This window comes from Planktothricoides sp. SR001, from assembly GCF_001276715.1.
Taxonomy (GTDB): Bacteria; Cyanobacteriota; Cyanobacteriia; order Cyanobacteriales; family Laspinemataceae; genus Planktothricoides; species Planktothricoides raciborskii.
Map to the genome: position 1 here is coordinate 23,896 of NZ_LIUQ01000029.1, position 12,781 is coordinate 36,676.

Below are 12,781 nucleotides of genomic sequence, written 5' to 3' on the forward strand. Positions count from 1 at the left end.
CCCCACGAGAAAAACCCAATGAAGTAACGTCGATTAAGTTTAGCTTAATTTTCTGGCTTAATCTTCAGTTCTTCTGGGCTGATCCAGACCACTTTTCCATCCCTCCATGTAGCCACAGGATTTCCGACCTGTTTATGTTCCCATACCGCTTTCTCAATGGCTTCTTTTATCGCTTGGTCAATTAAGATGCCTTGGGCAAAAGCTGTGTCTATTTCGTCTATTTTGCGATCGTTGATTTCAGTCATTATTTTCCCCCAATAATTTTCCATATTTCTGGGATATATATTATCTCATTCAATGTCATTCCGCCTGTCGCAATAATTCGAGGTTCTGTGGGATCAGAATTGTCGTAAAAACGCCAAGTATCTGCTAGAGATTGATATAACTGAAAAAAGTTGCGGACTCCAGCATAGTAGCGACGACGAATCGTTTCTTCTGGTACATGATGACCTCCTCGGCGAACTCGTTCTCGGACGCGGGCGATCGCCAATTCAGGACTGGCCAACCACAAAAAAATTAAGTGAAATCGATAAGTTGGTTTTAAGCCAGCAATCCAAGGGGCAAAGCTGCGCGTAGCTAAGGTGGTTTCAAAAGCAAAGTTAACTTGCTCTTTGGCTAATTCTTCTAAGCGGTTTAGCATGATTCGACCTGCGCGAAATGCAACTTTTTCAGGATTAAAACCCGATAAACCTTGGGCAATAACGTGAGCATTAACATACTCATTTACATTTAAAGTTTCTTGTAGCAAAGTCGGAGCGGTTGTAGATTTACCCGCGCCGTTTGGTCCGGCAACAACAATTAAATGTGCCATATAATACTCAGCCTATACCAGTTAGTTTAAGTCAATCAATTATTAAATTGTATCAGACAAAGATCCGGGTTTCAGCTATTTGGGAGTTATTTTTGTTTGAGAAATATTGTGATTCCCGCAAAGGATACCAGCACAGCCAAAGACCAATAAATTGGGTTTCTTGGTTTTGGGTAGGGGTTAAGAAACCGGGTTTCTTTTGGTTTAAGAAATAGCGCGATTCCCTTAAAATATCCGCTTTGCGCGATCGCCGCTTCGGGACAATTTGCGCGATCGCCTCCCAGGAAACAGAAGCCCGGTTTTTTTGTTTACGTCATGGGATTTATTCTTATTCTCACATACTCTTTAAACACTGGATCTAACTTAAACAAAACTCGATTTTCTCGGATTTTCGTGACTAAATACCGCTGTTGTAAAGACTGCAACCCGTTAATTAAGTCCATTGAGGACAAGTGTAAACCCTCCATTAAGTCTTCCCTGGTTACAGGTTGGTCAAACTGACTTAACTCTAAGACAATTTGCTGTTCTATGGGTGAGAGTCGCTGAAATAGGTGGTTAAAAGAAAACTGCATTTCTTTCGGAACCACCAAAGTATTCTCAGCTAAAAATTCCGCTACATGACCATCAAAAATATTTTTGATTAAAATGGCAATATTTTTTAAATAACCGGGATTTCCCTGATATAACTTGATTAAGTTTAACCAAGCATCCTCATCCTTTAATCCTGTACTTTTGAGGATTTCCCCAGCCTCTAAACCGGATAACTCTAAAGATTTAATCGGATATAACTCGTCATCTAAACACTGCATTTCCCCACATTGTTCTTGACTAATTAATATCACCCGACTTTGATGTTCTAGGTCGGCGATCGCGCTAAAAAATTTTTGATAATCTTGATATTCCGTTTGATATTGTCCCACTAAGTCCCCACTAATAAAGAGATTTTGCACATCATCGAGAACAATTAAACACCGTTTTTCCGTGAATAAAGCGAATAGTTGTTTGAGGCGATCGCTGAGAGTGCCTTTCGGTTCTTGTTGGCAAACGTTCAATAAATCATTGACCAAAGATGGCAAAGATTCAGGAAATTTTAAGTTTCTCCAAACGATCGCGTCAAATCGGTCTAAGGTGCGATTCCGCGAAGCGGATCCCTTAAGGGAATCGACAAATCTTTTAACCAGAGTGGTTTTACCAATTCCAGACACTCCTAAAACTGAGATTAAACGAGTCTGTTGATTAAATAGCCAATTCTCCAGAATGTTTAATTCAGAATCTCGACGATAAAAATGAATGATTTGGGGGGCTAGGCTTAAATCCTGTAGCCTTAATTTAGGTTCAGTTTTAATTTCCCCTTTTTCCTCATCTTGATTAGACCGATCGTTTAAGTCGTGTAAAACAGAATTAAAATTATAATTTTGAGTTTTTTTGTGGTTATTTTGGATAGTAATTGGTGATGATTCAATATATATCCTTTCTATGGTTGAGCGAAAATTAGTTTTTTTTATATCTTTCCCCAATGCTTCAGACAAAATTTGCCATAAATCATAACCAACATCCGCTAAATGCTTTTCCGTCACATGGCACTTTTGAGCGATCTCATCATAAGTGTCTCTTTGCCAAGTCCCCTCAAGCACAGCCCTTTGAACATTATTGAGAGGTCTTCCAGTTTTTTGAACCACTAGGCGATCGACCAATTGTAACACTTCGTTTACATCCATTGGATCCATTGAATCTATAGCGGATAAAGGTTTCGCTTATTATAGCTGAACTCGATCCGGTTTATTTCCGGTTGGTTTCCGGTTTTTCCGGTTTTTTGCTTAATAATTTGTCATAAAACTCCCGGTTTTTTTCCGGGTTTTGAGGGTGGTTAAATTCCTGATCTTTTTGCCATGATCAGAATTAAGCAAACTTGCAAAAATACTCATAATTTTTTTGCGGTTTGGCCTGAAATTTAATTTTGCTTATAACACAGCAAAAATCAAACATTAACTTTCAAGGATCAAAATATGGCAGCCTACAACAAACAAGAAGCCAAACAAGAAGCCCGTTTAGCCATTAATAAATGGGCTTTAGGATTTGCTGCTGTAGCGTGGATTCCAGGTTCTCATTATGTAATGACTGGGGGCGATGTAACAATGGTTATCCAAGTTGGTTCTATTTATGGTGTTGATTTGGATAGAACGTCTGCTGCGGCAGTCTTTGCCACCATTGCTGCACCTCTGATTGGCAGTAAAGTTGCACACTCAGTTCTCGATTTTGTACCTGTAGTGGGATGGGGGATAAAATCAGCGGTTGCTGCTGGAGTTACTAAGCTTGTTGGTGAAGCACTAATCACATACTTTCATGACTGCTCAACCCTTCCTGCATAAACAAATATATTAGACAATTCTGGCATAATTCTCGCTCATCCCCCCTTTTTAAGGGGGGTTGGGGGGATCGATCCGGTATTTTGCTTTCGTGTCTATTGAATGTTATGGAAAATGTTCTTGATAATTCTTCTGATTAGTCATTCTATGCTCAATCATTATGGAGTTATATCAATTTTCTATAACTTAAACAAGGCTGTAATCGTCTCAAATTACAGCTTTTTTATGCGCCTAATTTAGGGCGATAGCTCATTTTATTTCATAGATATTTTTTTTGGTTATATAATTATTTAAATTTTATTAAAAGTTTGTTATTAAACCTGAAAAACTCTTTTTTTATTAATGATTTAAAAATTAGAAAACCCAACAAATGCGATCGCAAAAATTACCCGCTTATCAATATTGAATTAACTTAAGTTATGCCCAGACTAAAATATTGATAAGTTTTAATATTAATGGTTTACCCATATAAATTTCCGTTTAATTGCTTCATCAAATATCGCCATTTGTTCAGGACTTAATTCATTTAATGTTCCGGCTACAGCTTCCGTAACCATAATCCGACTACAACGCTTTTTTAAGTCGCTGTCTGAAAGACTGGTAAACTCTTCAATTGTTAAATTTATCTGAAATACTTTAGCTAAATGGTTAACTATTTCTATGTAATCAAGTTCTTCTTGAAAAAATGGGCGTTCGGCCATTAAAGTAGCCACCACTTGCTCAATTCTTTTAAGAATTGATTCTTGGATATGATCTGTTGATAACATGGTGCTGACCTCCAACATCTTCAACATAAACAGTGCTGATGAATATTAGACAAGAGTGCTTTCATACCGGATCGATCCCCCCAACCCCCCTTTTTAAGGGGGGCTTTGAACGAATCGCACCACTCTTGTCTATTATATCAGGTTTTTTGGCGTGTCTGAAATACAGAATTAGCCGTAAAAAAACCGGGTTTTTTTAGAAAAACCCGGTTGCTAATATTTGCCCAATTGATCGGAAAATTCAGAAAATTCTGAAGATTTAGTTATCTTCAACCTCAGTTTCCGTGAGATTGTTCTGATCCGAGGTTGCCTCTGGTTGATTCACAGGTTCAGAATTTATGGGCGCAACTTGGGGTTGCTGACGCAATAATTCTTGTTGTCGGGCGCGGAATTCAGCCGCTGCATCATTGAAATTTTGCTGCTGTTGTTGACGATAATCACTCATGCTGCGACCACCGCCTAAATTAGCCCGGTGGATCAGTTCAAAGGGATTGAAAGGCTGATCGTAATCCCCTTGGGTGTAATTAAAGTCATCGCGACTTTCTTCAATTTGAGGCTGGTTAACCTCCTGGGGCGTTTTTTCTTCTGCCCGGGTTGGCTGCACTAGGAACAAAGGTGACGCCGCGATCGCCGCAATTGTGGCCAAAACGAGGGAAGTATTTTTATTCATGGGCTTATTCATGGGCATTAACAGAACGCTGTCATTATTGACTATTTTAACCCATGAAAAGTTTACGGGCGGAATGCAGTTGCATTTGTTGTCGCATTTGTAGGTTAGGTTGACGCAAGGAAACCCAACATAACTAAGTCAAGAGGAAAGAGAAAAGAGGAAAATTCTCTCTCCTCTCTTCTCTTTAACTTCTCTTTAAGCGAAAGTGCGTTTCAGCAGGGGTTGAATGCTGACCAGGGACAAGACCGCAAAACCCAGTAATACTAGGAGGGAAGCACCAAAAGACACATTTCCCCAAGGGGCTTCCATGACAATATTGCCCAAAGTCCAATCTTGATGCAGATAAAGATAGCGAATGGGTTCGATCGCATAACTTAATGGATTTAAGGTGGCAATGACCGCCAACCATTTGGGCATAAAATAAAGCGGCGCCAAAGCGGTACTGGCAAATAATAATGGCAGGTTGGTGACAAAAATTACGGCAATTAATTCAATGTGACCGGGTAAGGCAAAAGCTAAACCCAAACTTAAGCCAGTCACCCCTAAAACCAGCAGGAACATAATTAAGGCGATCGCGCCTAAACCCAGGGCATTGGGCAACCCAGCCCCCATAAATGCCCCAGCGCCAATAATCACCGCCGTTTGAATAAAACTCAGGGCAACAATATAAATGGCACAAGCAAAAACAATGGAAAACCGGGAAGCCAACGGCGCTACCAGTAACCGATTCAGAAAGCCAAATTCGCGATCGAACATCACCGGCAAACCGGCATTTAATGCCCCAGAAAAGCCGGTAAACACAATCACCCCTGCCCCTAAAAATTGGGCATAATTTTCGCTACCCCCAAATAATCCCTCTGGCACATTTTGAAATAGAGCACCAAACAAAATTAACCACATTAAGGGCTGAATAATTCCCGCGATCAGAGTTGAAGGTCTTCTTTGCAACTGAATAAACAATCGTTTGGTCAACGCCAAAGTTTCTTGGACTAATTCACCCACCAAATTTTCTTTGGGCATAGTTTGATTTACTGTTTTATCTCTGGTGATTTCTGCTTCAGGAGAAGTAACCGTTCTAGTCATAGTTTTCTCGTGTTTTTTTTAGTGAGTATCTGTGCAAATTTCGTGATATTTCATTCCCGCAAATGCGGGAATCCATGTTAGGTCAAATTTCTAGGTCAAGTAGTTTTCCAGATTGCTAAATTAACGCAAATTAACGCAAATTAACGCATATTTTTTTTCCGTTCTGCTTTCGGGTCGCGAGTTGCGGCGGCGGCAATTTCGGCATCCATCAGGGTTTGACCCGTTGCCGCCAAATACACATCATCTAAACTCGGACGAGATTGGGCAATGCCAAAAGTAGGCAACCCAGCATCGCGCAAAGTTTGCTGGATATGCAACAAAATATCGTTTTCTGGTTGCACTACCAAATTTAAAGAATTGCCTTGGGATTGATTCACGATCGCCTCTTTGACAAAAGACAAAGAAGCCAACAAAGATTTGGCTTTTTCTGCCTCTTCGAGAGGGGTAAACTCGCGAATTCGCAAAGTCACGCGATCGCCTCCCACTCGGTCTTTCAACTCCGAAGGCGTCCCAGAAGAAATCACCACCCCCTTGTCAATAATGGCCACCCGGTCAGCCAGGGCATCCACTTCTTCTAAATAGTGGCTGGTAATCAACACCGTCGTCCCTTGCTCCTTCAACTGTCGCAAGAAATTCCACACCGCCATCCGGCTTTCAATATCCAATCCCACCGTGGGTTCATCCAACACCAAAACATCGGGCTGATGCAGCAAACCAGCAGCCAAATCAAGGCGTTTGCGAATCCCCCCGGAATAAGTCCCCGTCCGTTGGGCAGCCCATTCGTCCAACCCCAACAGGGCGATCGCCTGGGAAATCCGTGTTTTCGCCAAATCAGCGGGCAGATGATATAAATCCGCTTGCAATTGCAGCAATTCCCGCCCAGTCAGCATCTTATCCAAAGCCACTTCTTGGGCCACATAACCCAGCCGTTGTCTTGCCCTCCTGGGGTTCGCCACCACATCAATCCCGGAAACCTCCACCCGACCGGCATCTGGAGTCGCCAGAGTGCATAAACACCGAATCGTCGTGGTTTTACCCGCCCCATTTGGACCGAGTAGACCAAAAATTTCCCCAGGCTGGATCGCAAAAGAGACATCTTTCAACGCTTCCGTTGACCCGTAGCGTTTTTGAAGTTTTTCGATGAAAACCGCAGTCACCATAAATTAATCTCAGTCACTCTTTTTTACAAATCTACACAATTTTGAGATTTATGTTAACCTTTGGCTTTCCCGTTTCAGGATTTCGATGGGCATTGCCCACCAACATTTTCGGCGATCGCAGTCAAAGCTGCTTTGGTGGGTAATCTCCACTCGGCTTAAAATCCCCAGTTTATTGAGAGAAGCGATTAATAATCTGTAAAAATGGGGATATCCCATGAATTAAAAACTTGGTCTGCCATAAATTCAGGCGATCGCCAATATTCCGCCGGATCAAAGCATATTTGATCTAATCCATAAACCACTCCCAGAAATCACCGGGGTCTGCATAGAATGAAATCAAATATAAAATAAAACTAATGCTATAAATTAAGGCTGCTAATGAATAGGAAAATTTCCTAATTTTCTGCAAATATTCAAACCTCAAAATGAATATCACTACCATAGCAAATAACGACAGGTAAATTCCGAGTAGGCTGAAGGCAATTAGCCGGTAATGAAAGTCAAAACCTAACTCTTGGGGGTCTGGTTGATATGGAATCGGCCAACGACCTAAAACTAGACGCGCCCGCAGCACATAAGAATAGAATAACACTAAATAAATTGAGGGCATCAAGGTGATTGTCCAAGCCAATTTTAACCAGATGGAATGTTTAAGCATAAGACTAATTACGGTTTTTTGTTGTCAATAACATTTTTCTGATATTATTATAATAATTTGTCTAAAGATAAGAGGTTCAATCAAATCGCCTCCTGGTTATATTTCTGGATGCTGAGAAAGCGATTTACTCCCCCTCCGCCAACGGAACGCGCTGCTCATAATCCAGGTAGGTATAAAGCCATGAATAGCCTTGATCGATTCAAGCGCTCGGCCATTCATGGCGGCGGAGTTTCATTGATAAAATGTGCTCATAATCTTAGTCAAAGTTTTAACATTCTCTCATAGTAATCGCGAAAAATTTTGGCATTAGAAAGTGCTGGTTTTTCCCGCACAGCCCAGCCAATTTTGGGTCGCAAAGCCAGGGTTTCTTTATCCTGAGTATAAGAAGTAAAACCGGCAATAAATTCCATGTCATACTCTTCTGAGAGATGCTGCCATTTAAAGGGCGCAAAAGCTAAACCACTAGGGAACGACTGATGAGTCAAACTGTAAAATTTATGGATATCTTCTAGCCCTTTGATTGGTTCACCATCTCCTTCTAAGTTGATATTTTTATGTACGGATCCGTCACGTATTTGCAGATAAGGAAACCACTGGACAATCCAACCGCTAATATGGGGGCCGCCGCTGCTGTTGGAGATTTTATAGAAATTACTCCAGAAGGTTGATTCATTCACCCCTTTTGCCGTGTTGACCATGCGATCTACGATGGGTGATAAATGACGAGTGCACCATTGCAAATCATAAGCTTCGCCCACGGCAAGAATACGCGATCGCAACAACTGCCAATCTTCTACTTCTCCCTCTAAAGTAATTTCGGGAATGCCGCAGAGTGTTAGAACCAGATAATCAAAATAAGCTTGCATAGCATCCATTAACACCACTTCGTTAGCGGCTCGCTCTATTTTGCCCGTTGTGCTAAAATTGGTGACAATATTCCGATGATTTTCCGCTCCGATTCTCGATTTTATTTGCTGGGAAAAATCGGCAAGGACTTCTTCCCAAGGATTTTCCAACGCTCCTTTGACAAAATCGTTCCGCACCACCTTTATTGTTTCTTTTCCTTCTTTTTGGTCGGTAAAATAATGGCGCATTTTTTCTGAATTAAGATTGATATGGTAGGCTAACCCTTGAGTAAACAGCAGCCAAAACATATCGGGAGACAGAATTAAGGGATAATGACGGGAATAGGCATCATGGCAAGCATTGACAAAGGGATGATAATCGCAGCGAACAACCTCTCCGGTATATTCAGAACAAGATTCTACCGGAGTTTTTAATCGATCTTCGATCGCCCATTGGGGAGATGTCGTTCTTGCGAGGTAATTCGCCTTTTCTACTGAATCCACTGATAACGTAATCATAGATACTCCGTTTTTATTTCTGGTTACGCTGAAGGAAATAAAGTCGCGATCGCGCCGCACAAACAGCATAATTTAAGGAAAAAAATTCTGATTTGGGCTGAATAAACCGACTATTTGAGAGATTTTTGCTATGGCGATCAACTGCGGTGAGAAAGATGAAATCAGTAGGGTAATATTTGTAAAAAATTTGGAAAAAAAGCTGTTTCCTGCTTTTTTCTATAATCTTAACTCCCTTTTATCGGATCTCAACTCCCCACTCCCCCTACCCTGGTTCAAAGCGATCGCTCAAACACATTGCCGAAAATAAGAGCATCCGCTCTTGTTCGGAAGAGACATTAATAGTCAATACAAACTTTACCTAAAAAGATGGCATCCTACTCCGTTAACTTGCCGCTTCAACTCCAGGAAGAAGTAGAAAAATGTGCCCTGGATCAAGGCATTCCCCCAGACCAATTTATTCTCTGGGCAGTGGCCGAAAAAGTGGCCGTTCTCCAGCATCAATTCCACGATCGCAGCTTTCCCCATATCACTTATCGCACTGGTGCCAGCGGTAGCCCTGTCGCCGTAATTCGGGAAGAATTCGAGTCCAGACAATTGCGATCGCCACGCACCAATGGGGAATGTCTCCCAAGCAGCTTGCGGAGGAATATGGGTTAACTGAAACTCTTGCTTAACGACGCACTCTTGTTTTATACCGCACATCAAACCGAAATTGACAGAGCGATCGCCGCTGAACAGGAGATGGAAGCAGCCATGTCAGCAACTATGCGGTCTAGCAACTCATAGCTATGATTTTGCATAACCACCACATGAGCTAAATTGCCTGCTGTCGCAAGCTGCCACTTAGCCACAATTGCAGCGGGCGGTTTGTCAAAAACAACTGTGGTAGAATAAGGATTTAGCAAGCAAAACAACCCCGCTTCTTTTAACTGTTCGTACAAATAGACAGCTTTGTTAACGCACCAGTGGGCTTCACTCTCAAATAAATGCTGCCGTTGCATAATTGCGTACCACAAAAATAGCGGTGCATGGCCGTTGCGAGAGCCAGATAAAGTAGTATCTTTGGAGCCGATATATTCAATGTTAGTCGCCAATTTATCCACCAGTTTTTTGCGAGTTAGCACAACACCGCAGGGAAAGGGGCAGCCGATGAATTTATGACCGGAAATTGCTAGGCTGTGAATTGGCAAGTTAAAATTGATTCGACCAGGAGCGAGATATGGCAGCAGCATTCCCCCCAGCGCTCCATCACAATGAATATAAAAATTTTGAATTTTTTTAGCCTTTAGCACTGCTAAAATTTTCCCTAGGTCATCCACCGCACCTTTGACTGTGGTGCCGATATTAAGGTTGATAATTGCTGGGCGATTTGGGTCTAGTTGAATTTCTAGGTCTGAGTAGTCCATTTCGCCATGAGGTTGGGATTTTACAACCGCGTGAGGTATTTGGAAAAACCGCGCTGCTTTGCCAACAGAATAGTGAGAATCTTCAGAAGCATACAAAATACCCTCTGGATAAGTTTCTCTTCCCAGCAATAAACCATAAAAATTTCCTTCGGTGCCGCCGTTGGTAACGTATCCCCACCAGTCTTCAGCTTGATAAAGTTGGGCAAAAAATGCCAACGCTTCTTGCTCAAACTCCCGGCTGTCTATTTGGTAATTACCCGGAATAAATGGGTCTCCCAAGTTGTTTATAGATAATTCCAGAAATGGCATAATTTGGCTATAATTGTAGTTAAGATTAAAGGGATAGCCAGCGTGAAGTGATGTTTTTTCAATCAGGGTTTGCTTGAAGCGATCGATCCGACTGGTGATGGTGTTTTCTGCAACTATCATTTTTTTACTCCGAATTGTTGTAAGCTCTAGCGATCGATGAAGAGGGTGTTTATAATTGGTGGGCAACCCCCACCCTAAGTTAATCAAGCTTCAATAAGTAAATTAACTTATTTCCTATTTCAATTTATCATTATGCTTTGGCTGCTGTGGGTGATATAGATCACAAACTTTGTCTGATTTATGTTTGATTTATGTATAACTTTGTAACAATTTTTAATCAATGATTCATAATTATTTTATGCGGATTTTTAATCACGATTAAATCTGGGCAAATTGTTAAATTTTTATAAAAAAATGATAATTTTCGCCAATTTATTCGGTAAATGCCCTGAGATTAGATGGACAAAAGCACCTAGATATCTCACCCCTCACTCGCTCAGATAAATCTCCGAAAATTAGATTTTTTCTGGTAAAAAGGCGGAAATTTTCGGTAAATGTAACTGATTGTTAAAACCTATTACAAATAGTTAAGTTTCTGAGAGTAATGGGGAAGCGGGGGTGCGGGGGTGCGGACGTGCGGACGTGCGGGGGAGCAGAGGAGCTTTCGGAGCGAGGGTGCATTTGTTATTCTTTATTCGTTATTTGTTTTTGTGCGGTTAATCAAAAAACAAATAACCAACAACAAATAACCAACAAAAAATAACCAAAGAATCCCTACCCAACAACAAATAACCAATAACAATCAAAAATTGCTCCACGGATCACAGTGCAATTTTACAGATATTGATACAATATAAGCTTCATAAACTTTGAATTGCTATGTCAGAAAACAGCATAAATTTTACCGAAGCATCGCAAATTGCGGATCGGGTAGTTTTTGAGCAAACCGGCAAACATCTCACGGACTTAGAAATCACAATTTTTCGGGGGGCATGGCACAATCAAACCTATGAGGAAATGGCCGTGAATACTGACTATACAGCCAGTTACTTACATCGCATTGTCGGACAAAAACTCTGGGAAAGACTCTCCACAGCCTTGGGAGAAAAAGTTGGTAAAAAAAATTTTAAAACGGCTTTAGAAAGAAAGTTATGCCAAAACAAACAAGCGGCAAATGATGCCGCAAAAATCGATTCGGCTGAAGAAACTTATGTAGAACGTCCCCCCCTAGAATCTCGCTGTTATGAAACATTACTCCAACCGGGTTCTCTGATTAGAATTAAAGCCCCAGCGGGCATGGGGAAAACTTTACTCAGTTTAAGAATGTTGGAAGGCGTTGCTACCCAAAATTACCGCACGGTTTATTTAAATTTAAATCTGGCGGCAGAAACCGAATGTAGTAATTTAGATAAATTTCTGCAATGGTTCTGCGTGATTGTGGGTAAAAAAATGCGGATTAAAAATCAGTTAGCAGATTATTGGGACGATCGCTATTCTAGTAGTACGGTGAATTGTACGGAATACTTTGAACAATATTTATTACCCAGCGAGGACAGTCCCTTAGTCTTATGTTTAGATGAAGTGGAACGGATTTTTCCTTATCATCAAGTAGCAGAAGGTTTTTTAGGATTGTTGCGAGCTTGGCATGAAGATGCTAAGATTAATGAAACCTGGAAACAATTAAGATTGATGGTGGTTCATGCCACTGAAGTTTATATTCCCCTAAATATTAATCAGTCTCCCTTTAATGTGGGGGTGCCGGTGGAATTACCAGAGTTTAAACCTCAGCAAATCCGCGATTTAGCCCGTTGCTATGGGTTGGAATGGAACCTGAATCAAGTGAATCAATTAATGAAAATGGTCGGGGGTCATCCGCACCTGGTACAACAAGCGCTTTCTCAGTTGCGAATCTATCAGCAGCTTACCCTGGATCAGTTGTTAGCGGATGCCCCAACGGAGGCGGGAATTTATAGTCATCATCTGCGGGAAAATTTGTTAAGTTTACAAAAACATCCCGATTTACTTGAAGCGTTGAAACAAGTGGTTTTTGCGGCCAAACCTGTCCGCTTAGATTCCACGATCGCCTATAAGTTACAAAGTATGGGTTTAGTACAAATGCAGGGTAATGATTGCACCCCGCGCTGTGATTTGTATGCTAAATATTTTCGCGATCGCCTAGGAAATTAACCACAA

Annotated in this window: 13 protein-coding genes; 3 read left to right on the forward strand and 10 right to left on the reverse strand. The window is 41.3% G+C overall.

Annotated features, from left to right (window positions below):
* Nucleotides 1-44 precede the first annotated feature (44 nt).
* The 3 genes from AM228_RS17115 to AM228_RS17125 all read right to left on the reverse strand — a co-directional run bounded on the left by AM228_RS17115 (nt 45) and on the right by AM228_RS17125 (nt 2,526).
* Nucleotides 45-245 (reverse strand): hypothetical protein, encoded by a 201-nt coding sequence (locus tag AM228_RS17115; RefSeq protein WP_054467429.1) that lies wholly within the window; start codon nt 243-245, stop codon nt 45-47.
* A complete protein-coding gene (locus AM228_RS17120; RefSeq protein WP_054467430.1) occupies nt 245-811 on the reverse strand; it encodes a zeta toxin family protein in 567 nt (188 codons plus the stop codon). The genes AM228_RS17115 and AM228_RS17120 overlap by 1 nt, the downstream gene beginning before the upstream one ends.
* 305 nt (nt 812-1,116) lie before the next feature.
* Complete coding sequence (locus AM228_RS17125; protein WP_054467512.1) at nt 1,117-2,526, reverse strand: NB-ARC domain-containing protein; 1,410 nt, start codon at nt 2,524-2,526, stop codon at nt 1,117-1,119.
* A 288-nt stretch (nt 2,527-2,814) separates the two neighbouring features.
* Here AM228_RS17125 and AM228_RS17130 point away from each other — a divergent pair, with 288 nt between their 5' ends.
* Complete coding sequence (locus AM228_RS17130) at nt 2,815-3,177, forward strand: hypothetical protein (RefSeq protein ID WP_054467433.1); 363 nt, start codon at nt 2,815-2,817, stop codon at nt 3,175-3,177.
* 449 nt (nt 3,178-3,626) lie between these two features.
* Here the strand turns inward: AM228_RS17130 and AM228_RS17135 are convergent, their stop codons facing one another.
* From AM228_RS17135 to AM228_RS17160, 6 genes are all read right to left on the reverse strand, one after another.
* Nucleotides 3,627-3,941, reverse strand: coding sequence for a hypothetical protein (locus tag AM228_RS17135; RefSeq protein ID WP_054467513.1), 315 nt, complete (start codon nt 3,939-3,941; stop codon nt 3,627-3,629).
* Nucleotides 3,942-4,197: 256 nt separating this feature from the next.
* Nucleotides 4,198-4,608, reverse strand: a complete 411-nt coding sequence (locus AM228_RS17140; protein ID WP_054467435.1) for a hypothetical protein — start codon at nt 4,606-4,608, stop codon at nt 4,198-4,200.
* 195 nt (nt 4,609-4,803) lie between these two features.
* On the reverse strand, nt 4,804-5,628 hold the full coding sequence (locus AM228_RS17145; RefSeq protein WP_369817758.1) for an ABC transporter permease: 825 nt from the start codon (nt 5,626-5,628) through the stop codon (nt 4,804-4,806).
* 203 nt (nt 5,629-5,831) lie between these two features.
* Nucleotides 5,832-6,851, reverse strand: a complete 1,020-nt coding sequence (locus AM228_RS17150) for an ABC transporter ATP-binding protein (protein ID WP_054467439.1) — start codon at nt 6,849-6,851, stop codon at nt 5,832-5,834.
* Nucleotides 6,852-7,137: 286 nt separating this feature from the next.
* Nucleotides 7,138-7,509, reverse strand: coding sequence for a hypothetical protein (locus AM228_RS17155; protein ID WP_054467441.1), 372 nt, complete (start codon nt 7,507-7,509; stop codon nt 7,138-7,140).
* A 260-nt stretch (nt 7,510-7,769) separates the two neighbouring features.
* Nucleotides 7,770-8,873, reverse strand: a complete 1,104-nt coding sequence (locus AM228_RS17160) for a DUF4419 domain-containing protein (protein WP_197285333.1) — start codon at nt 8,871-8,873, stop codon at nt 7,770-7,772.
* Nucleotides 8,874-9,239: 366 nt separating this feature from the next.
* Here AM228_RS17160 and AM228_RS29810 point away from each other — a divergent pair, with 366 nt between their 5' ends.
* On the forward strand, nt 9,240-9,530 hold the full coding sequence (locus AM228_RS29810) for a hypothetical protein (protein WP_231636838.1): 291 nt from the start codon (nt 9,240-9,242) through the stop codon (nt 9,528-9,530).
* Nucleotides 9,531-9,574: 44 nt separating this feature from the next.
* Here AM228_RS29810 and AM228_RS17170 read toward each other — a convergent pair whose 3' ends face one another.
* Nucleotides 9,575-10,708 (reverse strand): histidine decarboxylase, encoded by a 1,134-nt coding sequence (locus AM228_RS17170; RefSeq protein ID WP_054467447.1) that lies wholly within the window; start codon nt 10,706-10,708, stop codon nt 9,575-9,577.
* A 759-nt stretch (nt 10,709-11,467) separates the two neighbouring features.
* Here AM228_RS17170 and AM228_RS17175 point away from each other — a divergent pair.
* On the forward strand, nt 11,468-12,775 hold the full coding sequence (locus tag AM228_RS17175; protein WP_054467449.1) for an AAA-like domain-containing protein: 1,308 nt from the start codon (nt 11,468-11,470) through the stop codon (nt 12,773-12,775).
* The last annotated feature ends 6 nt before the right edge of the window (nt 12,776-12,781 follow it).